The sequence below is a fragment of the Janibacter sp. FSL W8-0316 genome (assembly GCF_038004165.1).
In the GTDB taxonomy this organism is placed as follows: Bacteria; Actinomycetota; Actinomycetes; order Actinomycetales; family Dermatophilaceae; genus Janibacter; species Janibacter indicus.
In genome coordinates this window covers 1,584,280-1,606,494 of record NZ_JBBOQX010000001.1, presented here as the reverse complement: position 1 = coordinate 1,606,494, position 22,215 = coordinate 1,584,280, and the positions used below count along the sequence as shown (strand labels likewise).

Annotated in this window: 24 protein-coding genes; 19 read left to right on the top strand and 5 right to left on the bottom strand. The window is 72.4% G+C overall.

The annotated features are described in order from the left end of the window. The first annotated feature begins 122 nt into the window (after positions 1-122). The gene (locus tag NYE39_RS07890; protein WP_341012343.1) at positions 123-353 is read left to right on the top strand and encodes a hypothetical protein; all 231 of its coding nucleotides are present in this window, start codon (positions 123-125) and stop codon (positions 351-353) included. On the opposite strand, the gene NYE39_RS07885 is transcribed toward NYE39_RS07890, so the two are convergent. Next, positions 306-1,244: an SAM-dependent methyltransferase gene (locus NYE39_RS07885; protein WP_341012342.1), complete on the bottom strand. Its 939-nt coding sequence runs from the start codon at positions 1,242-1,244 to the stop codon at positions 306-308. The two genes, NYE39_RS07890 and NYE39_RS07885, sit on opposite strands and share 48 nt — an antisense overlap. A gap of 57 nt (positions 1,245-1,301) precedes the next feature. Between NYE39_RS07885 and NYE39_RS07880 the strand changes: the two genes are divergently transcribed. The 11 genes from NYE39_RS07880 (at position 1,302) to NYE39_RS07830 (ending at position 11,029) form a co-directional block, all read left to right on the top strand. Next, positions 1,302-2,216 (top strand): Rossmann-like and DUF2520 domain-containing protein, encoded by a 915-nt coding sequence (locus NYE39_RS07880; protein ID WP_084452532.1) that lies wholly within the window; start codon positions 1,302-1,304, stop codon positions 2,214-2,216. Further along, positions 2,213-3,097 carry a pantoate--beta-alanine ligase gene (panC, locus tag NYE39_RS07875; RefSeq protein ID WP_072625448.1) on the top strand — a complete coding sequence of 295 codons (885 nt, stop codon included), beginning with the start codon at positions 2,213-2,215 and terminating at the stop codon, positions 3,095-3,097. The genes NYE39_RS07880 and panC overlap by 4 nt, the downstream gene beginning before the upstream one ends. An 86-nt stretch (positions 3,098-3,183) precedes the next feature. Next, complete coding sequence (panD, locus tag NYE39_RS07870; protein ID WP_072625447.1) at positions 3,184-3,624, top strand: aspartate 1-decarboxylase; 441 nt, start codon at positions 3,184-3,186, stop codon at positions 3,622-3,624. 25 nt (positions 3,625-3,649) lie between these two features. Continuing rightward, positions 3,650-5,392 (top strand): L-aspartate oxidase, encoded by a 1,743-nt coding sequence (locus NYE39_RS07865; protein WP_341012341.1) that lies wholly within the window; start codon positions 3,650-3,652, stop codon positions 5,390-5,392. Next, complete coding sequence (gene nadC, locus NYE39_RS07860; protein WP_341012340.1) at positions 5,389-6,273, top strand: carboxylating nicotinate-nucleotide diphosphorylase; 885 nt, start codon at positions 5,389-5,391, stop codon at positions 6,271-6,273. The genes NYE39_RS07865 and nadC overlap by 4 nt, the downstream gene beginning before the upstream one ends. Position 6,274: 1 nt before the next feature. Then, on the top strand, positions 6,275-6,898 hold the full coding sequence (locus NYE39_RS07855; RefSeq protein ID WP_072625444.1) for an ABC transporter ATP-binding protein: 624 nt from the start codon (positions 6,275-6,277) through the stop codon (positions 6,896-6,898). Continuing rightward, positions 6,891-8,246, top strand: a complete 1,356-nt coding sequence (locus NYE39_RS07850; protein ID WP_341012339.1) for a hypothetical protein — start codon at positions 6,891-6,893, stop codon at positions 8,244-8,246. The genes NYE39_RS07855 and NYE39_RS07850 overlap by 8 nt, the downstream gene beginning before the upstream one ends. Positions 8,247-8,345: 99 nt before the next feature. After that, complete coding sequence (gene lysS, locus NYE39_RS07845; RefSeq protein WP_143445612.1) at positions 8,346-9,797, top strand: lysine--tRNA ligase; 1,452 nt, start codon at positions 8,346-8,348, stop codon at positions 9,795-9,797. A gap of 1 nt (position 9,798) precedes the next feature. Further along, positions 9,799-10,008 (top strand): lysyl-tRNA synthetase, encoded by a 210-nt coding sequence (locus NYE39_RS07840; protein ID WP_341012338.1) that lies wholly within the window; start codon positions 9,799-9,801, stop codon positions 10,006-10,008. A 44-nt stretch (positions 10,009-10,052) separates the two neighbouring features. Beyond that, on the top strand, positions 10,053-10,382 hold the full coding sequence (locus NYE39_RS07835) for a histone-like nucleoid-structuring protein Lsr2 (RefSeq protein ID WP_072626324.1): 330 nt from the start codon (positions 10,053-10,055) through the stop codon (positions 10,380-10,382). Then, the gene (locus tag NYE39_RS07830; RefSeq protein WP_341012337.1) at positions 10,295-11,029 is read left to right on the top strand and encodes a (2Fe-2S)-binding protein; all 735 of its coding nucleotides are present in this window, start codon (positions 10,295-10,297) and stop codon (positions 11,027-11,029) included. The genes NYE39_RS07835 and NYE39_RS07830 overlap by 88 nt, the downstream gene beginning before the upstream one ends. Positions 11,030-11,143: 114 nt before the next feature. On the opposite strand, the gene ligD (NYE39_RS07825) is transcribed toward NYE39_RS07830, so the two are convergent. Then, a complete protein-coding gene (ligD, locus tag NYE39_RS07825; RefSeq protein WP_341012336.1) occupies positions 11,144-12,031 on the bottom strand; it encodes a non-homologous end-joining DNA ligase in 888 nt (295 codons plus the stop codon). Then, positions 12,024-12,959 carry a non-homologous end-joining DNA ligase gene (ligD, locus tag NYE39_RS07820; RefSeq protein ID WP_341012335.1) on the bottom strand — a complete coding sequence of 312 codons (936 nt, stop codon included), beginning with the start codon at positions 12,957-12,959 and terminating at the stop codon, positions 12,024-12,026. Before ligD (NYE39_RS07820) ends, ligD (NYE39_RS07825) begins: the two co-directional genes overlap by 8 nt. A 52-nt stretch (positions 12,960-13,011) precedes the next feature. Here ligD (NYE39_RS07820) and lhgO point away from each other — a divergent pair, with 52 nt between their 5' ends. Then, entirely contained in the window at positions 13,012-14,229 is a 1,218-nt protein-coding gene (lhgO, locus tag NYE39_RS07815) for an L-2-hydroxyglutarate oxidase (RefSeq protein ID WP_341012334.1), read from the top strand. A 62-nt stretch (positions 14,230-14,291) separates the two neighbouring features. On the opposite strand, the gene NYE39_RS07810 is transcribed toward lhgO, so the two are convergent. Further along, positions 14,292-15,197 (bottom strand): hypothetical protein, encoded by a 906-nt coding sequence (locus NYE39_RS07810; protein WP_341012333.1) that lies wholly within the window; start codon positions 15,195-15,197, stop codon positions 14,292-14,294. A gap of 81 nt (positions 15,198-15,278) precedes the next feature. Here NYE39_RS07810 and ku point away from each other — a divergent pair, with 81 nt between their 5' ends. Next, the gene (gene ku, locus NYE39_RS07805; RefSeq protein ID WP_341012332.1) at positions 15,279-16,241 is read left to right on the top strand and encodes a non-homologous end joining protein Ku; all 963 of its coding nucleotides are present in this window, start codon (positions 15,279-15,281) and stop codon (positions 16,239-16,241) included. A 12-nt stretch (positions 16,242-16,253) separates the two neighbouring features. Next, complete coding sequence (locus NYE39_RS07800; protein WP_341012331.1) at positions 16,254-17,078, top strand: Fpg/Nei family DNA glycosylase; 825 nt, start codon at positions 16,254-16,256, stop codon at positions 17,076-17,078. A 1-nt stretch (position 17,079) separates the two neighbouring features. Here NYE39_RS07800 and NYE39_RS07795 read toward each other — a convergent pair whose 3' ends face one another. Beyond that, a complete protein-coding gene (locus NYE39_RS07795) occupies positions 17,080-17,667 on the bottom strand; it encodes a flavin reductase family protein (protein WP_341012330.1) in 588 nt (195 codons plus the stop codon). A gap of 82 nt (positions 17,668-17,749) precedes the next feature. Between NYE39_RS07795 and NYE39_RS07790 the strand changes: the two genes are divergently transcribed. The 4 genes from NYE39_RS07790 (at position 17,750) to NYE39_RS07775 (ending at position 22,181) form a co-directional block, all read left to right on the top strand. Further along, entirely contained in the window at positions 17,750-18,409 is a 660-nt protein-coding gene (locus NYE39_RS07790; protein ID WP_341012329.1) for a DUF4328 domain-containing protein, read from the top strand. A 77-nt stretch (positions 18,410-18,486) separates the two neighbouring features. Next, positions 18,487-19,149: a DUF4328 domain-containing protein gene (locus tag NYE39_RS07785; protein WP_341012328.1), complete on the top strand. Its 663-nt coding sequence runs from the start codon at positions 18,487-18,489 to the stop codon at positions 19,147-19,149. Then, complete coding sequence (locus NYE39_RS07780) at positions 19,146-19,451, top strand: antibiotic biosynthesis monooxygenase family protein (protein WP_341012327.1); 306 nt, start codon at positions 19,146-19,148, stop codon at positions 19,449-19,451. Before NYE39_RS07785 ends, NYE39_RS07780 begins: the two co-directional genes overlap by 4 nt. A gap of 210 nt (positions 19,452-19,661) precedes the next feature. Continuing rightward, a complete protein-coding gene (locus NYE39_RS07775; protein WP_341012326.1) occupies positions 19,662-22,181 on the top strand; it encodes an ATP-dependent Clp protease ATP-binding subunit in 2,520 nt (839 codons plus the stop codon). The last annotated feature ends 34 nt before the right edge of the window (positions 22,182-22,215 follow it).

Sequence of the window (22,215 nt, the reverse complement as noted above, 5' to 3'; positions counted from 1 at the left end):
AGCAGTGGCGTAGTGCCTAGGCCAGGGCCTGGTCTTCGCGGCCCGTGGTCGTGCCCGGGGTACGGAGCAGTGGCGTAGTGCCTGATGCAGGAGTTGGTCCTCGCGGTACCCGGCACGAGGGCGTGAGCTTCATCGACCTCTCGCCCGTCCTGCCCGCGGCGGACCCGGAGTCGAGCTACTTCCTCGACGGGCTGCACCCCTCGGCGCGGGCCCAGCCGCTCATGGCCGAGGTCCTCGCCGACGTGCTCACCCCGCCACCGGACGGCACGCCGAAGTCCTCGTCGTCCACGTCCACGGACGGCGCGTCACCCGACCCGTCGCAGCGCCCACAGGAACCCTCCGGGACCCCCTGACGTCAGCGCGCTCGCCTGCGACGCGCGGGCGAGGGCCGCCAGGTAGCCGGCCGGGTCGCTGCGGGCCAGGTCGAGCGGTGGTCGCGCGCCGTCGAGACCCAGCTCGCGCAGTGCCTCCCGCTGGGTGACCAGCCGGTCGGGGCGAAGGGAGTCCATCGCCACGTGGGCGGTCAGGTCGCACTGACGGTCCGGCACGGGCGCGCAGACCGCGCCGTCGACGTAGCCGACGAGCGAGCCGGCGGGTGGTCGGGCGTCGCGGGTGTGCCCGTAGTCGACAGCGACGACGAGGCCGGAGTGCACAAGCTCGACGAGTCCGGCGAAGGCGGAGTCGCGCGTGCGGCCCACCTCGACGCGGTCGCCGGGCTCGCGGGGCGCGGGCCACCACGTGTCGGCCCACTCGAGGTCGGCGCCCCCGAGCGGCGGACCGAGACGCTCGGCGCCGCTCGGCCCGACGTGCACCTCGCGCAGCGTGCCGTCGTCGTCGACCTCGGCCACCGGGCAGGGCACGACGTCGAGCCACTCGTGGGCGAGGACGAGGGCACCCGTGGGGCTGCCGAGGTCCGGCAGGTGGCGGCCGCCGGGGGAGCGGACCCACTCGACCCGCTGGGCGAGGTCTGCCGGCCGGTCCACGACGTCGGTGCCCACGAGGCGGATCGACGGATCGGCCTGTTCGGCAAGGGCTTCGAGCAGCTCGCCGCGGCCGCAGGCGACGTCGACGATCGTGGTGAGCGACTCCCTTCGGGCCAGCTCGAGCAGGGCACCGGCGAGCAGCTCGGCGGCTCCGCCCTGCGCGGACGTCGCGAAGTGGCCGGCCGGTCCCTCCGGCCGCCGGTAGAACCCCCCTTCGCCGTACAGGGCCTCGTGCCATGCCTGCTCCCACGTCCGCTCCACCCGCACGACACTAGGCAAGGGCGAAGGGGGGATGCGTCCGCGGGTAGCGTCGTGGCCGTGAGCGAGCCAGACCCGAGCGGCGGACGACCGCCAGCCCCTGCCCGGCCGACCCTGCGGGTCGGCGTCGTCGGAGCCGGTCGCGTCGGCGCCGTGCTCGGGGCTGCGCTGCGCGCCGCCGGCCACGAGGTCGTCGCGATCTCGGCGGTCTCCGACGACTCCCGGGAGCGGGCCGAGGCCCTGCTGCCGGGCGTGCCCGTGCGGCCGGTCCCCGAGGTGGTGCAGTCCGCGCAGCTCGTGCTGCTCGCCGTCCCCGACGACGCCCTGACCGACCTCGTCGCCGGCCTGCACTCGACCGGGACCTGGGTGCCGGGGCAGCTCGTGGCCCACACCTCGGGCCGGCACGGTCTGGCTCCCTTCGCGCCGGTCGCCGACGCGCTGCTGCCGATGGCGATCCATCCCGCGATGACCTTCACCGGGACCAGCCTCGACCTGGCCCGGCTGGCCGAGTGCTGCTTCGGCATCACGACGCCGGAGGCGCTGCGACCGGTCGCCGAGGCGCTCGTCGTCGAGATGGGCGGCGAGCCGGTGTGGGTGCCCGAGGAGGCCCGCGGCCGCTACCACGCCGCTCTCGCGCACGGCAGCAACCACCTCGTCACCCTCGTCGCCCAGGCCATGGAGGTGCTGCGCTCGGCCGGGATCGACCCCGCGGACCGCGTCTTGCGCCCGCTCCTGCAGGCAAGCCTCGACAATGCGCTGTCGTCGGGTGACGCCGCCCTCACCGGACCGGTCGCCCGCGGTGATGCCGGTACCGTGGCCGCGCACCTCGCGGAGCTCGCCGACCTGCCGGAGGACGTCGCCACCGCCTACCGCGCGCAGGCCCGGGCCACCGCCCTTCGTGCGCAGCGCAGCGGCCGACTCCGCGGGGACGACGCCGCCACGATCCTGACCACCCTCGACGAGGAGACCCGATGACCACCGCCCCCGTCGTCGCCCGCACCCGCGATGAGCTCGCACCGGCCCGGGCCGCCCTCACCGACGGCGACGTCGCCGTCGTCATGACCATGGGCGCCCTCCACGAGGGGCACGCGCGACTCATCCGCACCGCCCGCGAGCGGGCGCGGCACGTCGTCGTCACGATCTTCCTCAACCCGCTGCAGTTCGGGCCCAAGGAGGACCTCTCGCGCTACCCGCGCACCTTCGACTCCGACCTGGCGATCTGCACCCGCGAGGGCGTCGACCTCGTCTTCGCGCCGACGCCCGACGTCATCTACCCCGACGGGGACCCGGGCGTGCGCATCTCGGCGGGACCGCTCGGCGACGTCCTCGAGGGGCAGTCCCGCCCGGGGCACTTCGACGGCATGCTGACCGTCGTCGCCAAGCTCATGCACCTCACCCGCGGTGACCTCTTCTACTACGGCCAGAAGGACGCCCAGCAGCTGCTGCTCATCAAGCGGATGGTCCGCGACATCGACTTCCCCGGCAGCGTCGTCGCCGTGCCGACCGTCCGCGAGGAGGACGGCCTGGCGATGAGCAGCCGCAACACCTATCTCTCGCCGAGCGACCGGGAGACCGCGCTCGCGCTCTCCCGCGCGCTGCGTGCCGGCGCCGCTCGCGCCGTCGAGGGCCCCTCGGCGATCCGGCGGGCCGCCCGCGAGGTGCTCATCGAGGAGCCGCTCGCCCTCGTCGACTACCTCGTCCTCGTCCACCCGACGACGCTCGAGGACGTGCCCGAGTGGTACCAGGGCGAGGCCCTGCTCGCCGTCGCGGCCAGGGTCGGCACGACCCGGCTCATCGACAACATCCCGGTGCTCCTGGGGCCCGGGGGAGGTGCGCGCGAGACCTTCGCCGAGTGAGCCTGCGCGCACCGCGCCATGGGCACGAGGCGGATTCTGCGAGACTGGGGGACGCTCACCTCGCCTCATGACATAAGGACACTCGCGTGCAGCGCTTCATGCTCCACAGCAAGATCCACCGCGCCACGGTCACCCAGGCCGACCTGCACTACGTCGGGTCGCTGACCATCGACATGGACCTCATGGACGCCGCCGGCATGTTGCCGGGCCAGCAGGTCGACGTCGTCGACATCGACAACGGCAACCGCCTGACGACCTATGCGATCGAGGGCGAGCGCGGCAGCGGCATCGTGTGCATCAACGGCGCGGCCGCCCGGCTCGTCTCGCCCGGCGACCTCGTCATCATCATCGCCTACGCCGCGATGGACGACGAGGAGGCGCGCACCTTCGAGCCCAACGTCGTCTTCGTCGACGGCGACAACAAGATCGTCGAGCAGTACCACGACGCCGGTGACGTGCCCGAGGGCTTCGGCCTGAAGACCTCCGCGGTGACCCACCGCGGCCCGGACGGCGCCCTCGGTGCCTGACCCGACTCTGCATTCCCCCGGGGCAATGCAGGCACCTGGGCCCGAGCCGGCGGCTGTCGTCGTGCCGCGCTACCTCGGCTCGCCCGCGCCGGGGTGGACGAGCGAGGCGGACGTCCTCGTCGTCGGCTCCGGCATCGCCGGCCTCACCTGTGCCCTGCGCCTGCGCGAGCAGGTCGACCGCGTCCTGCTCGTCACCAAGACCCGGCTGTCGGAGGGGTCGACCGCGTGGGCCCAGGGCGGGATCGCCGCCGCCCTGGCGCCGGAGGACTCCCCGGCCGAGCACCTCGACGACACCCTCGTCGCCGGGGTCGGTCTGTGTGACGCGGACGCCGTCGAGGTGCTCGTCACCGAGGGCCCGGCCCGGGTGCACGAGCTCATCGGTCTCGGGGCGCAGTTCGACCGCGACGCCAGCGGCGAGATCACCCTGACCCGCGAAGGGGGGCACCACCGCGACCGGATCGCCCACGCCGGCGGTGACGCCACCGGCGCCGAGATCTCCCGGGCGCTCATCGCCCAGCTCGAGGCCGTGCGGGCCGACCCAGGCATCGAGGTCATCGAGCACGCGCTCGTCGTCGACCTGCTCACCTCGGCGGACGGCAGCGTGTGCGGCGCCACCGTGCACGTGATCGGCGAGGGCGAGATCGACGGCGTCGGTGCGGCCCGTGCCCGGGCGGTCGTCCTGGCGACCGGCGGCCTCGGCCAGATCTACTCCGCGACGACCAACCCGTCGGTCGCCACCGGTGACGGCATGGCCGCGGCCCTGCGTGCCGGGGCGGCCCTCGCCGACCTCGAGTTCGTGCAGTTCCACCCGACGGTCATGCACCTCGGCGACGGAGCGACCGGCCAGCAGCCGCTCGTCTCGGAGGCCGTCCGCGGCGAGGGTGCCCGACTCGTCGACGCGGCGGGCGAGGCCTTCATGGCCGGCCTGCACCCGATGGCCGACCTCGCCCCGCGAGACGTCGTCGCCCGGGCGATCCTCGAGCGCATGGAGGCCACCGGCACCGACCACGTCTTCCTCGACGCGCGGCACCTCGGTGGCGACTTCCTCGAGCAGCGCTTCCCGACGATCGTCGCCCATTGCCGCGAGCTGGGCATCGACCCGGCGACCGAGCCGATCCCGGTGGCCCCCGCCCAGCACTACGCCTCCGGCGGGGTGCGCACCGACCTGCGCGGCCGCACCAACCTGCCCGGTCTCTATGCGTGCGGCGAGACCTCGTGCACCGGGGTCCACGGCGCCAACCGGCTCGCGAGCAACTCGCTGCTCGAGGGTCTGGTCTTCGCCCACCGCATCGCCGAGGACCTCACCGCCCGGCTGGCGGCCGGCGAGCTGCCGCTCCAGGAGCCGACGACCGAAGGGGGGACCGCCCTCCTCGACGCCGCGCACCGCCGCGAGGTGCAGCAGGTGATGACACGGGGGGTCGGCCCGCTGCGCTCGGCCGACTCGACCGCCGGATCGCTGGCCGAGCTCGCGGAGCTGGCCGCCCGCCCGGCGACCGAGGCCGAGCCCGGGCCGCAGACCTGGGAGACGACCAACCTGCTCCACCTGGGGCAGGCGCTGGCGACCGCCGCCCACCTGCGCGAGGAGACCCGCGGTGGGCACGTGCGCCGCGACCACCCGCACCACGACGACCAGACCTGGGCCGCGCACCTGCTCCACGTGCGCGACCCCGGTGACGGCGAGCTCGCCGTCATCAAGCTCGACGTCGACCTGGCGTGGCCTGCCGACGACGAGGACGAGACCGACGAGCCGCAGGAGGGCGAGCAGTGAGCACCGAGCACTTCCCCGAGCCGGACGCGCGACGCGTCGTCGCCACCGCCCTTGACGAGGACCTCGGGCCGCAGTCGCTCGACGTGACGAGCACCGCGACGATCCCGGCCGACCAGGTGGGCGTCGGTCAGGTCGTCGCCCGCGCCCCCGGGGTCCTCGCCGGTGGGCCGGTCATCGCCCTCGTCCTCGACGAGGTGGCTGCGCGGACGGGAGGGGTCCCCCCTTCGCTCGACGTGCGGATCGCCGACGGGACGGCGCTGGAGCGTGGCGACGTCGTGGCCGAGCTGCGGGGGCCGCTGCGGCAGGTGCTCATGGCCGAGCGGACCGTGCTCAACATCCTCTCGCGCCTGTCGGGGGTGGCGACCCACACGCAGCGGTGGTCCGATGCGCTCGCGGGCACCGGGTGCACCGTGCTCGACACCCGCAAGACGACGCCGGGTCTGCGCGCGCTGGAGAAGTACGCGGTGCGCTGCGGCGGAGGGACCAACAAGCGCATGGGGCTCTTCGACGTCGCGATGGTCAAGGACAACCACAAGATCGCGGCCGGCGGAGTGGGGGCGGCCTATGCCGCGATCCGGGAGCGATTCCCCGACGTGACCGTCGAGGTCGAGGTGACCACGACGGCCGAGGCGATCGAGGCTCTCGAGGCCGGGTCGCGCTTCCTCATGTGCGACAACATGTCCCTCGACCTGCTCCGCGAGACGGTGGCCGCCGCGCGGGCCTGGGGCGCGGAGCGCGGCGAGAGCATCGAGATCGAGGCGACCGGGGGGCTGACGCTCGAGGTCGCGGCCGACTACGGCGCCACCGGCATCGACTGGATGAGCGTCGGCGGGCTGACTCACTCCTCGCCGATCGTCGACCTCGCGCTGGACCTCGTCTGACGTGCTGAGCGTCCGGGGACTGACCAAGGCCTACGGCGGCCGCGTCGTCGTCGAGGACCTCGACCTCGACGTCGCCGCCGGTGAGGTCGTCTCCCTCGTCGGGCCCAACGGCGTCGGCAAGTCGACGGTGCTGCGGTGCCTGGTCGGCCTCGAGACGCCCGACGCGGGCGAGGTGCACCTCGGCGAGGCGCGGCTGGACACGCGGGTGCCGCAGACCCGACGGGCGCTGTGCACGGTCCTCGGGGACCTCGGCCTGCTGCCCGACCTCACCGTCGCCGAGCACCTCGACCTGCTGGCCCGCGCCCACGGGGTCGAGGGCGTGGCCGAGGTCGTCGCCGGCGCCCTCGACGAGGCGCGCATCGAGCACGTCGCCGACCAGCTGCCGACGACCCTCTCCTCCGGGCAGGCGCAGCGCTTCGCGCTGGCCTCGGCGATGGTGCGGCCCTGGGCGCTGCTCGTCGCCGACGAGCCCGAGCAACGGCTCGACGACGCCGGGCGCGCGTGGCTGGGGGACTGGCTCGCCGCCCACGCGGCGACCGGCCGAGCGGTCCTCGTGGCCTCGCACGACCCTGACGTCGTGGCGCGCAGCGGAGCCCGGGTCGTGCAGATCGAGGGCGATGCCTGAGCGGGCGGCCGCTGACCAGTGGGCGGCGAAGGGCGCGGCGCCGGCGGAGGACCGCGCCGGCGCCCGGGAGGCGCTGCGCGCGGCACGCGGAGGCATGCATGCCGCGGGCTGGGGGCAGGTCCTGCAGGACTGGTACGTCGGGCTCTTCGTCACGGCGACCCTGCTCGTCATGCTCTTCGCCGCCACCGGACCGTCGATCCTGCGTCCCGACTGCGCCACCGCGACCTGCCTGACCGACGCGCACCACCTGTGGCTCGCGGGCGGGATGGCCCTGCTGGGCAGCATCGCCGCGATGCTCGGTCTGCGGGCGGCCGGACCCGCCTGGGCCGATCGGGGGCAGGCGACGTGGCTGCTGTCGACGCCCGCCGACCGGGGCGTGCTGCTGCGCGGAGGGATCCTTCGGGTGGGCTTCGTCGCCGTCGTCGCGACCGCGGCCTGGGGAGTGCTCGCCGGGTTTGCCCTCGTCGTCGGGCTGGGGCGGGAGTCCGCCCCGGTGGCGCCGATCGCCGCGTGCGCGCTCGCGGGTGCCGTGGTGGCCGTGCTCCTCACCGCGCTGGCGCTCTGGCGCCAAGGCGGCGCGGTGCTGCCGGGGCGAGCCGCTCGGGCCGTGCCGGACGCCGAGCTGCTACGGGCGGGCGAGGTCACCGGTGCGGTCGGTGCCTCGACGCTCATGCTCGACCCCACCGCCCTCGAGGTGCTCTCCTCCCGACGCCGGGTGGGGCGTCGCGGGCGCCACCCCAGCAGGCCGGGCACCGGGGGAGCGGTCACCGGCTGGCTCGTCGTCGAGGTCCGCGCGCTGCAGCGTCGCTGGTCGCGGGTCCTCGGCGCCCTCCTCGGGTGCGGCGTCGCCCTCGTCGTCGGCCTGCTCCTCGGTCATCTCGCGGGGATGCTCGTCACCTCGGTCGTCGGGCTCGTCCTTGCCCGGGTCGGCGGCGGGGGCCTGATGGCCTGGGTGTCGACCCCGGGGCTGCGCCGGGCCGTCCCGGCCCACCCCGCGGCCGTGGCTACAGCACTGGCGGTGCCCCCCTTCGTCGTGGCGGGGGTGGGTGCCGCCGTGGCCCTGCTGCCGCTCGGGCTCCCGTGGTGGGCGCCGCTCGCGGTGGGACTCGGGGCGACCGCCGCCGCGGTCCGCGCCGCCGAGCCGCCGCCGGCCGAGCTCGGGCTGGTGCTCGCCACCCCGGCGGGGCCGCTGTCCACCGGGCTCGTGCGCTCGATCGTCCACGGCACGGATCTGGCGCTGGCCGTCGGGCTGCTCGTCCTCGCCGCGCACGCCCAGGGGGTCGGGCCGCTCGCCCTCGCCGCGGCAGCGGGCCTGCTCGCCTGGCAGTTGCTGCGGTCGAGGGACTGACGGGCGGGATTCGGGGAGGGGAGGGGGGCGCGGATATCGTGGTGCCCCGTGAGCGACGCCCCCATCGAGACCCCTGCCGACGACGAGCTGCCGGAGCAGATGCGCATCCGGCGCGACAAGCGCGACCGCATCCTCGCCGACGGCAAGCAGGCCTACCCCGCCGGCGTCGCCCGCACCCACACCCTGGCCGCGGTCAACGAGACCTGGCAGCACCTCGAGACCGGCGAGGAGACGCAGGACGTCGTCACCGTCGCCGGCCGGGTGATGTTCGTTCGCAACACCGGCAAGCTCGCCTTCGCCGCGCTCCAGGAGGGCATCGGCACCCGGCTGCAGGTCATGCTCTCGCTCGCCGAGGTCGGCGAGGAGTCGCTCGCGGCCTGGAAGTCCGACGTCGACCTCGGTGACCACGTCACCGTCACGGGCCGGGTCATCCGTTCCCGCCGCGGCGAGCTGTCGGTCATGGCGACGAGCTGGGAGCTGGCGTCCAAGGCGCTGCGGCCCCTGCCCGTCCTGCACAAGGAGCTCTCCGAGGAGAGCCGGGTGCGTCAGCGCTATGCCGACCTCGTCGTGCGCCAGGAGGCGCGCGACATGGTGCGGACCAAGGCCGCCGCGCTGCGTGCGGTGCGCTCCACGCTCGACGGCGAGGGCTTCATCGAGGTCGAGACCCCGGTGCTGCAGCTGGTCCACGGCGGTGCCGCGGCACGCCCCTTCGGCACCCACATGAATGCCTTTTCGCAGGACATGTCACTGCGGATCGCCCTCGAGCTCAATCTCAAGAAGGCGGTCGTCGGTGGCATCGACAAGGTCTACGAGATGGGCCGCATCTTCCGTAACGAGGGCGTCGACTCCACGCACAGTCCCGAGTTCACGATGCTCGAGGCCTATGAGGCCTATGGCGACCAGCGCACCATGGCCGAGCTGACCCGCCGCATCTACCTCGCGGTCGCCGATGCCATCGGCTCGCGCACCGTCGAGACCCCGCAGGGCACGGTCGACCTCGACGGCGAGTGGCGGTGGCTGTCGGTCTACCCGGGGCTGTCCGAGGCCCTCGGTCGGGAGATCACGCCGGACACCCCGGTCGAGGAGCTGCTCGCGCTCGCGGCCGAGCGCGACCTCGAGATCGACCCCGCTCTGCCCCAGGGCAAGGTCGTCATGGAGCTCTTCGAGGAGCTCGTCGAGCCGACGATCCTCCAGCCCACCTTCGTGTGCGACTACCCGGCCGAGGCCCAGCCGCTGGCCCGGCGCAAGGACGAGGACCCGCGCCTCATCGACGCCTGGGACCTGATCATCGCCGGCGTCGAGCGGGCGACCGGCTTCACCGAGCTCGTCGACCCGGTTGTCCAGCGCGAGGTGCTCACCCAGCAGTCGCTCGCCGCGGCGGCCGGCGACCCCGAGGCCATGCAGCTCGACGAGGACTTCCTGCGGGCGCTCGAGTACGGCGCCCCGCCGATGGGCGGTATCGGCATCGGTATCGACCGGATGGTCATGTTCTTCACCGGTGTCGGCATCCGCGAGACCATTCTCTTCCCGCACCTCAAGCCCGAGGCCTGACATGGAATTCATCACCGAGTACTGGCCCTATGCGGCCGCATTGTTGCCCACCGTCGGCGTCGCATTCCTCTTCTACTGGATCATTCGCTACATGATGGAAGCAGATCGGCGTGAACGAAAGGCGCTCGCCGACTGGAAGGCGGAGCACCAGAAGAATGACGGAGAATCGACGAATTCCTCCTCCGAAATGGATTCTTCGCCCCATGGATGACTATCGTGGGAAATGACAGTTATTTCTCACGAATGGAGGCATCCATGGCACAGCGCGTACAGGTCATCCTCGAAGATGACATCGACGGCGGTGACGCCACCGAGACGGTCACCTTCGGTCTCGACGGCGTGACCTACGAGATCGACCTCAACGACTCCAACGCCCAGGCCCTGCGTGACGCCCTCGCCGGCTATGTCGGAGCCGGCCGTCGCGTCGCCGGTCGTCGCTCGACCTCGTCGGCCTCCTCCTCGCGCTCCAGCAGCAACGAGCTGGCCAAGATCCGCGAGTGGGCCCGGGCCAACGGCCACGACGTCTCCGACCGCGGGCGCATCAGCCAGAAGGTGCGCGACGCCTACGCCAAGGCCAACGGCTGAGCGGGCTGACGACCGACGAGCTGCGGGCCCTGGCCGCGCAGCTCTCCCGGCATCTCGCCGTCCTCGAGGTCCGGGTCGCCGACACCGGTGACCCGGACCTCGGTGTTCCCCTGGCCGATGCGCTGCGGATCGCGCCGGGCTGGATCGACACCTACCGCGACCTGACGATCGCCCAGTCCGGGACCGCCCCACCGGGGATGCCGGGGGCCTTCGTCCTGCAGTACCTGCTCGATCCGATCGCGTCGACGATCGCCACGGCCGCCGCCGTCAGCCACGTCGCGCTCGACGCGGACGCCGGTCGGTGGTCGATCGAACTTCACCCGACCTATCTCTACCCGGTCGCCGTCCAGCTGCGTGCTGCGGACGACCGGCTCCTCGTCGACCAGGAGGAGCGGCTCGAGGTCGCTCGGGCCGGCTACCTCGCGACGGCCACCGACATCGCCACGCGGCTGCCGACCCCGACCCGGATGAGCAGCCGGCAGCGGCTCGGCATGGCAGAGGACCTCTGGCAGATGGCCCTCGCCCGGGTCGCAGGCGAGTCTCCGCCGCAGCGGCGCTCGTGCTGCTTGATCTACGCGCTGCCCGGATGCGTTCCGTGCGCGGGGTGCCCGCGACTGCGCTCACCCGCAGACAGAGGCGGGGCGTAGCGGGCGGCGGCCTCGCCGCGGCGGCTGCGCATCGTCGCCTCGCTCGCGCGCACCTCGGCGACGCAGGGGTAGCGCCGGGCAGAGGTAGACCGGCAGGGGCCCGCGCCGACCGGCTCAGTCGTCGAGCACCGGCGCAAGCAGGTCGCCGTGCTCTTCGAGACGGTCGAGCACCTGCTCGATGTCGAGCTGCTCGAGGGCGTCGGGGTCCTCGGCGCCGGCCTCGACCTCGTCCCAAGTGCGCGGCGCAGCGACCCACGGGTCGTCCCGTCCGCGCATCGAGTAGGGGCACACGGTCGTCTTGGCCGCGACATTTTGGCTCCAGTCGAGGAAGACCTTGCCCGGGCGCAGCGTCTTGGTCATCTTCCACAGCACGAGGTCGGGGTGCTTGCGCGTCATCTCCTGCGCCAGCTGCTGGGCCAGGTCGCGCACCTGGTCGCTCGTGAGGTCGCCGCCGAGCCGCGCGTAGAGCTGCATCCCCTTGCTGCCGGAGGTCACGGGGTGCATCTCGAGGCCGAGCCCGCCGAGCCGCTCGCGCAGCAGGAGCGCGACCCGGGAGCACTCGTGCAGCCCGGCGGGCTTGCCCGGGTCGAGGTCGATGACGAGGCGGTCGGGGTTGAGCGGCGTGCCCTCGTCGTCGACGCGCCACTGGGGCACGTGCAGCTCGATGCTGTTGAGGTTGACGAGGTAGGTCAGCTGCGCGAGGTCCTCGACGAGCGGGTAGGTGACGTCGTGGACGCGCACCCGCGGCAGCCAGCTCGGGGCGCCGGAGGGCAGGTTCTTCTCGAAGAAGCTCTCCCCACCCGTCCCGTGCGGCCACCGCACGCGCGTGACGGGGCGGCCCGCGAGGTGTGCGAGGACGGTCTCCCCGGCGCGGGCGTAGTAGCTGAGGATCTCCCCCTTCGTCGTCTCCGTCGCGGGGTACATGACCTTGTCGAGCGAGGTGAGGCGTACGGTGCGGCCGCCGACCTCGACACGGGTGACGGTGCCCTTGGGGTCAGCCATCGGTGGTCTCCTGCAGGTCGGTGGCCGTGAGGTCGGCGCGCACCCGCTGGAAGGACGGCTGCCGCAGCCGCCCCCCGCTACTTCGGCCCAGGCTGGCGACGTCGACGACGATTTGTGGGGCCACCCAGGTGGTTCCGGCAGCGTCCTCGCGCGGCACCTGCGTGGCGAAGGGGGAGTCCGTCACCTGGAGCGGACGCAGTCGCGCCAGCAGGGCGGCGCCGGCCCGGCCGGCGAGGCCTGAGCCGACCCGCCCGACGAAGTCCCACCCCTCGGCACCCGGCAGCCCGACGAGTACGGCACCCAGGCGGGTGCCGTCGGTCTCGGGGCGCCAGCCGCCGACGACGACCGAGATGTTGTCGCGGTGGGGCAGCTTGAGCCAGTCGGGGGAGCGCCGGCCGGGGGAGTAGGCCGAGGTGCGGCGCTTGGAGACGATGCCCTCGAGACCCTGATCGGCGGTCGCGGCGAGCAGGGTCTCGCCGTCGTCGTGGACGGGCGGGACGTGCACGCGCGGGCCGTCGAGCTCGAGCTGCTCGAGGAGGGTGCGACGCGTCGACCACGGCTGACGGGTGAGGTCCTGACCGAGCAGGCGCACGACGTCGAAGACGACGAAGGTCACCGGGTGCGCGACCGCGGCGCGGGCCGCTCTGCGGGCGTCGCCGACGTGCATGCGCTCCGCCAGGGCCCCGAAGCTGGGCCGCCCGTCGACGAGGGAGACGACCTCACCGTCAAGGAGCATGTCGTCGTAGAGGTCGGCGAGCGGGACGAGCTCGGGGAAGGAGACCGTCACGTCGCGACCGGACCGGCTGGTCAGGGTGAGTCCGCCGCCGCGGACGTCGGCGAGGACGCGCATGCCGTCCCACTTGACCTCGTGCGCCCACTCGGGGCCGCGCGGCACCCCGTCGGCAAGGGTGGCGAGCATCGGACGCATGGGTCCATCCTGCCCGGTCCGTGGCGCCGAGCCGCGTGGGATGCTGTCGCGCATGGGCTCCTCACTGCGGGTGGCCGTCGTCGGCGGCGGGATCATCGGCACCGCCGTTGCCCGGCACCTGGCCACCGAGCACGACGCCGAGGTGACCCTGCTCGACAAGGAGGAGCACCTCGCCGCCCACCAGACCGGGCACAACAGCGGGGTCGTCCACGCGGGTCTGTACTACGAGCCGGGCAGCCTCAAGGCGACGCTGTGCCGGCGCGGGGTGGGTCTGCTGCAGGACTTCGTGCAGCGGCACGACATCGCCTACGACGAGTGCGGCAAGGTGGTCGTCGCCCTCGACGCGGTGCAGGCGGCCCGGCTCGACGACCTGCACGCCCGCGCCGTGGCCAACGGCGTGCCCGGCGCGCGCCTCGTCGACGCCGACGGGCTGCGCGAGATCGAGCCGGCCGCCACCGGTGTGCGCGCGCTGCACTCGCCGCAGACGGCGATCGTCGACTACCCGGCCGTCACCCGGGCGCTCGCGGCCGAGCTCACTGCCGCCGGTGGCCGGCTGCGCCTGGGCCACGAGGTCGTCGGGCTCACCGACACCGGCACCGGCGTGCGGGTGACGACGACGGCGAAGGGGGCGCGAGACGGCAACGAGTACGACCTGGTCGTCGTGTGCGGCGGCCTGCAGAGCGACCGCCTGGCGGGTCTGCTCGGTGAGGACCGCACCCCGCGGATCGTGCCCTTCTACGGGGACTACTTCGTCCTGCCGCGCGAGCAGCGTGACGTCGTGCGCGGCATGGTCTACCCCGTGCCGGACCCGCGCTACCCCTTCCTCGGGGTGCACGTCACGCCGCGCGTCGACGGGGTGCTGACGCTGGGGCCCAATGCCTTCCTGTCGCTGGGGCGGGAGTCCTACCGGCGCACCCTCCCGGTGCCCGCCGACGTGCTCGACGTCGTGGGCTTCAGCGGCTTCTGGCGCTTCGCCGCGGGCAACCTCGCGGCCGCGGTGCGGGAGTCGCGCACCGCGCTCAGCTCGCGGCAGTTCGTCGCCGAGGCCCGCAGGTACGTACCGGCGCTCGACACCTCCGGCGCGGTGCGGGGCACCCGTGGGGTGCGCGCCCAGGCGATGGGTGCGGACGGTCGGCTCGTCGACGACTTCGTCATCACCGGCACCGACCGGGTCGTGCTCGTGCGCAACGCACCCTCGCCCGGGGCGACCTCGGCGCTGGCGATCGCCGAGCACGTGGTGGCGGAGGCGCTCGCCCGACGCGCGTCATAGGGCCGCACACGCACGCCGCCCCCGCGCCGGGTGGCGCGAGGGCGGCGATCAGGTGCGGTCGGTCACTGGCCGAAGGCCGGCAGCGTCAGGCCGCCCTTGCCCGTCCAACCGCCCTTGATGTCCGCACCGGAGCTGTCGGTGCTGGTGGCGTCGTAGTAGACGCGCATCGTGTCGTTGTCGGTGATGGTGCCGATGGAGCGGCCCTTGGAGCCGCAGGGCGCGGTCGTCAGGGCCCGGACGTTGGCGAAGCCCGACGACTTGAGCACCTTGGTCGTCCACCTCGTCGGGGCGGTGCGCTCGAAGCGGTACTCGAGCAGACGCCCTGAGCGGTCGGTGGCCAGGAAGACGTCGATCGTCTTGCCGTTGCTGACGCCGCTGCGGTCGAAGACGAGCGTGCGCACTCCACCGAAGCCGGTGCCGACCCGGATCGCGCCGGAGACCGTGGCCTTGGGGAAGGTCGGTCCGCTCACGGTGTAGCGGGTGAGGGTCGAACCGTGCAAACGGTACAGACGCGGTCCGTTGGCCAAGGCGCGCGTGCCTGTCCAGCCGCTGCTCTTGAGCGTCTGGGCCTGCTGCGACACCGACCACTTCCCGTTGACGAGCTTGCCGTCGCGACGGATCTGCATGAGCTTGCCGCCCTTGCTCGTGGCGAGCTCCGCGCTGAAGAAGCCGGTGTCGTCGCCAGCTGCTCCGAGCTGCTGGTGCGCCGTCGGCTGCCAGCCGAGGGTGTTGCTGCTGACCCGGGTGGAGGTGGCGCGACCGTTGCGGTACTCGTACCAGTAGAGCGACCCCGGGGCGCTGTAGGCCTGGAAGCTCGCGGAGCAGGAGATGGGGACGCCGGGCACGGCGGAGGTCGCGGCGGCGCCGCTCGGCGCGGCCGAGGCGGTTGAGGCGGTCGAGGTGAGCACTGCGGCGCCGAGTGCGGCGACCGAGAGCGAGGCGATGGTGGTGGTGACGCGACGAGGCATGGTCGGACCTTCGTTCGGTGGCGAGGTGCCCCCCTGGGCACGAGCCTGATCCTATGGGGGTAACCCGCGTAGGCTGGCGGCATGCGCGCGATCTGGAAGGGTGCCGTCTCCTTCGGCCTGGTCAACGTCCCGGTCCGGCTGTACTCCGCGACCGAAAACCACGACGTGCAGTTCCGGCAGGTGCACCGCACCGACGGTGGCCGCATCCGCTACAAGCGCTTCTGCAGCATCGACGGCGACGAGGTCGCCTACGACGACATCGCCAAGGGCTACGAGACCGAGGACGGTCAGATGATCATCCTCACCGACGAGGACATGGCCGACCTGCCCACGCGCAGCAACAAGGAGATCAGCGTCGAGAAGTTCGTGCCCGAGGACCAGATCGACCCGATGCTCCTCGACAAGAGCTACTACCTCGAGCCGGACAAGACCGCGACCAAGCCCTACGTCCTGCTCCGTGAGGCGCTCGAGGCGCAGGGGCGCATGGCGGTCGTCACCGTGTCGATCCGCAGCCGGATGACGATGGCCGTGCTGCGCGTGCGCGACGGCGTCATCGTCATGCAGACGATGCTGTGGCCCGACGAGATCCGCTCGGCCGACTTCGCGAGCGTCGAGGACCAGGAGCTGTCGGACAAGGAGATGTCGATGGCGCGCATGCTCATCGACGAGCTGGCCGGTGACTACGACCCCGACGAGTTCGAGGACGACTACGCGCTCGCCGTCGAGGCCCTCGTCAAGGCCAAGGTCGACGGGGGAGAGGTCCAGCAGGTCGCGGCCGACGAGGAGGAGTCCGGCGAGGTCGTCGACCTGCTCGCTGCCCTCGCCCGCTCGGTCGAGAAGGCCAAGACCGCCCGGGGCGAGAGCTCCTCGACGTCGGCGAGGGCGGCCACGAAGAAGACGACGGCGAAGAAGTCGGCCGCCACGAAGGCCCCCGCGAGGAAGGCGGCGACGAAGAAGACCGCCGCAAAGAAGTCCACGGCCAAGAAGTCCACGGCCAAGAAGACTGCTGCGAAGAAGACGGCTGCGAAGAAGAAGGCGAGCTGACCCCCCTTCGTCATGCCCGAAGGCCACACCCTCCACCGCATCGCCCGCGACCTGCATGCCACCTTTGCCGGCCAGGTCGTCGAGGTGTCGTCCCCGCAGGGCCGCTTCGCCTCCGGCGCCGCGCTGCTCACCGACCACGAGCTGGTCGAGGCGCGGGCCCACGGCAAGCACCTCTTCGTCGAGTTCGCCGGCGACCGCGTCCTGCACGTCCACCTCGGGCTCATCGGGACCTTCACCATCGACGATGCCGCCTACGTCGGTGAGCGGCCGGTCATCGGTCAGGTCCGGTGCCGCATCGCCACGGACACGCATGTCGCGGACCTGCGCGGCCCGATGACCTGTGCCGTCATCACCCCCGAGCAGGAGGAGGCGGTCCACGCCAAGCTCGGCCCGGATCCCTTGCGGGACACCGATGGTGGGCCTGCCTGGGAGCGGATCCGCCGCTCCCGCAAGTCCATCGCGGCGCTGCTCATGGAGCAGGACGTGCTCGCCGGCGTGGGCAACGTCTACCGCTGCGAGGTCCTCTACCGGCACCGGATCAACCCCGTGACGCCGGGGGAGCGCCTCAAGCGGGCCTCGTGGGACCTCATCTGGGCGGACCTGCGCCGGCTGCTGCCGCTCGGCGTCGCGACCAGCCGGATCGTCACCGTCGACGAGCAGGTCGAGCAGGTCGAGGCCGCCCTGGCGAAGGGGGAGGACGTGCACCTCACGGAGCGGACCAGCTACGTCTACAAGCGCACCGACGAGGCCTGCGTGGTCTGCGGCTCGAAGGTGAGGGCCAAGGATGTCGCCGGCCGCACGCTCTACTGGTGCGGCAACTGCCAGCGCCGCAGCTGACTCACGCCCGCCGCGGCCGCTCCAGCCGGAAGACCTCGGGGGAGTGCCCCCACTCGTCGCGGCCCAGCCTCGAGACCGGCCGCAGCGCGTCCATCGTCGGTCGTCCGTCGACGAGGGCATCGGTGCGCACGGTGATGGCGACGACCTCGCCGATGACGAGGTGGCTGTCGCCGAGCTCGGTGCTTGAGTGCAGTCGGCACTCGATCGAGGTCGCCGAGTCGGCGACGCGGGGGACGGGCACGACATCGCTCGGCTCGAGCCGGACGCCGACGGCCTGTGCCTCGTCCACCTCCGGGTCGAAGGGAGCGCTGCTCGCGTTGGCGAACTCGGCCAGGTCCTCCGAGACGAGGTTGACGACGAAGTGCTCCGTCGCGAGGACATTGCGCAGCGTGTCCTTGCGGCCGACGGAGGTGAAGCTGACCATCGGCGGTCGCGCGCAGGCGACGTTGAAGAAGGAGTGCGGGGCGAGGTTGCCGACACCGTCGGCGCCGACGGTCGTGATCCAGGCGATCGGCCGCGGCACGACGATGCTCGTCAGCAGGTCGTAGGCGTTGGTGCCCGGGTCGGTGGGGTCGAAGACCGTGCGCATGGGGTCGAGCGTAGGGCGGTGGGCCGGGGAGGCCATGGAGCGCTTGCGCACCTCGTGGTGGCTCGGGGCCTAGGTTGGATGCATGAGTGCTCTGGGGGAGACAGCAGCAGGGGTCGGTGAGGTGTCGGTCGCGCAGGTGCCACGGGCGCCGAGCCGAGTGGGCGCGGTCGTGCTCGCCACGTCCCTCGTCGTCACGGCGATCACGGTGGCCGCGGCAGGTGTCGTCACCCTCGGCCTCGACGACCTCGAGCTCGTGGTCGACGACCCGCACCACCTGCCACCTGCCCTCGACGCGGTCAACTCGCTGGCCAGGGCGGGCCTGCTCGCCGTCCTCGCCGCCTGGGTCGCCACGGCGTGGTGGCTCGTCGACCTGCGTCGGGTCGCCGACTGGGCGGCGCCCGGCTACCGCCACCGTCGTTCGGACTGGTGGGCGCTGGCCGCGTGGGTCGTGCCGATCGTCAGCCTCTGGTTCCCCTACCAGCTCGTCGCCGACAGCAGCCGTGCCCTGGGCTCGCGGGTGGGGACCTTCTGGCCCTGGTGGATCGCCTGGCTGCTCATCAGCACCGGCACCGGCTTCGTCTCCTCGCCGCGCAGCGAGGAGTGGACGAGCGCCCACGACGTCGAGGTGTGGGTGACCGGCATGCAGCTCAACGCGGCCCTCACGGTCGTCGGTCTCGTGCTGTGGTGGCGCATCGTCCGGGCGGCCACCCGCGCCGCCAAGGTCGCCGTCGCCGGCGACTGACCCCCTTCGCCGGAGTTGTCCACAGGCGCGCCGCGCTCGCCGCGCCAAGGCCTCTGGGCCGACCTAGCGTCATCGTCATGCCACGGATCCACGTCACCAGCCCCTTCGCCGAAGAAGTCACCACGCCGGTCGGCCCGCCGCCCCCGGCTCCGACGGTCGCCGGTCACGCGGCCCTCGCGACCGCCCTGACGCTCACCGCGTCCTGGGTCGCCGCGGCCGCTGTCGTGACCGTGCGGCGCGACGAGCTGCATGCCTGGGTGGAGGGGCCCGCAGCCACCACCCCGGCGATGCTGCTCGCCGGGCTCTTCATCGGTCTGGGCGGTCTGGCGCTCCTGGCCAGCCTCGTGACGACCGGCTGGTGGCTGCTCGGCCTCCGGGGCGTCGTGGAGTGGGCCGGCGCCGGCCATCTGCAGCGACGCGCCCGCTGGTGGGCTGTCGCCGGCTGGGTGGTGCCGATCGTCAACCTCTGGTTCCCCTACCAGGTCGTGGCCGACGCCAGTCGCGCCCTCGGGTCGCGGGTGAGCAGCTTCTGGCCCTGGTGGATCGCCTGGCTGCTCATGGGTCTCGGGTCGGTCCGCGACACCTCCGGGGGCGTGCTGGCCGATGCCGGTGACGTCGACGGCTGGGTCATGTCCCTGCAGATCAACGCCGTCATCGCGGTGGTGGCCCTCGTGCTGTGGTGGCGCATCGTCCGGGCGGCGACCGTGGCGGCGCAGCAGGCGGTTAGGGTCACCTCATGAGCATCGTCAAGATCAACGCCATCAGCGTCCCCGCCCACGCGGGGGAGGAGCTCGAGCGTCGCTTCGCCGAGCGCAAGGGCACCGTCGACGACGCCCCGGGCTTCGAGGGCTTCCAGCTGCTGCGCCCGACCGAGGGCGGCGACCGCTACTTCGTCGTCACCCGCTGGGCCGACGAGGAGTCCTTCGCGGCCTGGCGCGACGGCGATGCCCGGGCCGCGCACGCGGGGGAGGGCAAGAAGCCCGTGGCCACCGGCGCCGAGCTGCTCGGCTTCGACGTCGTCATCGACGTCCCGGCCCCCTGATCTCGAGGCTTCGGCCGCGGGCGGCCTCGCGCCTCGATCACCGGGGTAGGCATTCCGTCCGCTGAGAGCGAACACCGCGCCCCTCCCTTCGCCTCGTGGAACAGGCTGGGAGGACGCCGCGTTGTGACCCCGTGAGAGGCTCGCCCCCCGGCTCAGGGAGCGGGCACGGTTAGCATCGAGGTCAGAGCACCACGTGAAGGGGTAGATCCCATGTTCGAACGGTTCACCGACCGGGCCCGCCGGGTCGTCGTCCTCGCCCAGGAGGAGGCACGCCTCCTCAACCACAACTACATCGGCACCGAGCACATCCTCCTCGGCCTCATCCACGAGGGCGAGGGCGTCGCCAGCAAGGCGCTGGAGTCGCTCGGCGTCTCCCTCGACGCCGTCCGCGAGCAGGTCCAGGACATCATCGGTCCCGGCCAGCAGGCGCCGTCGGGCCACATCCCCTTCACCCCGCGCGCCAAGAAGGTCCTGGAGCTGTCGCTGCGCGAGGCGCTCCAGCTCGGCCACAACTACATCGGGACCGAGCACATCCTCCTCGGCCTGATCCGCGAGGGCGAGGGCGTCGCCGCCCAGGTCCTCGTCAAGCTCGGTGCCGACCTCGGCCGCGTGCGCCAGACCGTCATCCAGCTCATCTCGGGCTACCAGGGCGGCAAGGAGGGCCAGGCCGCGGGTGTCGGCGCCGGCGCCGGTCCCGCCGAGGGTCAGCCGGCCGGCTCCCTCGTCCTCGACCAGTTCGGCCGCAACCTCACCCAGGCCGCCCGCGAGGGCCAGCTCGACCCGGTGATCGGTCGCGAGCAGGAGATCGAGCGGGTCATGCAGGTGCTCTCCCGCCGCACCAAGAACAACCCCGTCCTCATCGGTGAGCCCGGCGTCGGCAAGTCCGCCGTCGTCGAGGGCCTCGCCCAGGACATCGTCGACGAAAACGTGCCGGAGCCGCTCAAGGACAAGCAGCTCTACACGCTCGACCTCGGCTCCCTCGTCGCCGGCAGCCGCTACCGCGGTGACTTCGAGGAGCGCCTGAAGAAGGTGCTCAAGGAGATCAAGACGCGCGGCGACATCATCCTCTTCATCGACGAGATCCACACCCTCGTGGGTGCGGGTGCCGCCGAGGGCGCGATCGACGCCGCGAGCATCCTCAAGCCGATGCTCGCCCGCGGTGAGCTGCAGACGATCGGCGCGACGACGCTCGAGGAGTACCGCAAGCACATCGAGAAGGACTCGGCGCTGGAGCGTCGCTTCCAGCCGATCCAGGTGGCCGAGCCCTCGCTGGCCCACGCCATCGAGATGCTCAAGGGCCTGCGTGACCGCTACGAGGCGCACCACAAGGTGACGATCACCGACCCGGCGATCGTGGCCGCCGTGACGATGGCCGACCGCTACGTCAACGACCGCTTCCTCCCCGACAAGGCGATCGACCTCATCGACGAGGCGGGCGCGCGACTGCGCATCCGTCGGATGACGGCCCCCGCCGACCTCAAGGAGTTCGACGACAAGATCGCCAAGGTCCGCCTCGAGAAGGAGTCGGCCATCGACGGCCAGGACTTCGAGAAGGCCGCCAGCCTGCGCGACGACGAGAAGAATCTGCTCGCCGACAAGGCCCGCCGCGAGGAGGAGTGGAAGGCCGGCGACATGGACGTCGTCGCCGAGGTCGACGAGGAGCTCATCGCCGAGGTGCTCGCCGCCTCGACCGGCATCCCCGTCTTCAAGCTCTCCGAGGAGGAGTCGACCCGACTGCTCAACATGGAGGCCGAGCTGCACAAGCGGGTCGTCGGCAACGACGACGCGATCAAGGCGCTCTCGCAGGCGATCCGGCGCACCCGCGCCGGCCTGAAGGACCCGCGCCGCCCCGGCGGTTCGTTCATCTTCGCCGGCCCCACCGGTGTCGGCAAGACCGAGCTCGCCAAGGCGCTGGCGGAGTTCCTCTTCGGCGACGAGGACAGCCTGATCACCCTCGACATGTCGGAGTACTCCGAGAAGCACACGGTCAGCCGCCTCTTCGGCTCGCCCCCCGGCTACGTCGGTTACGACGAGGGCGGTCAGCTCACCGAAAAGGTGCGCCGCAAGCCCTTCTCCGTCGTGCTCTTCGACGAGGTCGAGAAGGCGCACCCGGAGATCTTCAACTCGCTGCTGCAGGTGCTCGAGGACGGCCGCCTCACCGACTCGCAGGGTCGGATGGTCGACTTCAAGAACACCGTCATCATCATGACGACCAACCTCGGCACGCGGGACATCTCCAAGGGCGCCATGGGCTTCACCTCCGGCACCGACCAGCGCACCGACTACGAGCGGATGAAGGCCAAGGTCACCGACGAGCTGAAGAACCACTTCCGCCCCGAGTTCCTCAACCGCGTCGACGACACGATCGTCTTCCCGCAGCTGAGCCAGGACGAGCTCGTCGAGATCGTCGACCTCGAGGTCGCCAAGCTCGACAAGCGCCTCAAGGACAAGGACATGGGCATCGAGCTCACGCCCGCGGCCAAGGCCCTGCTCGCCAAGCGCGGCTACGACCCGGTCCTCGGCGCCCGCCCGCTCAAGCGGACGATCCAGCGCGAGATCGAGGACGTGCTCTCCGAGAAGATCCTCTACGGCGAGCTCGTCTCCGGCGAGATCGTCGCGGTCGACGCGACCGGCGAGGGCAAGGACGCGGAGTTCACCTTCAAGGGTGCGCCCAAGGTCGGCGAGCTGGACGTCCCGCTCGTTGAGGCGGGCGACGGCTCCGCCGACTGACGGCCCGCATGACCGCTCCCCGAGGAGGCGCGCC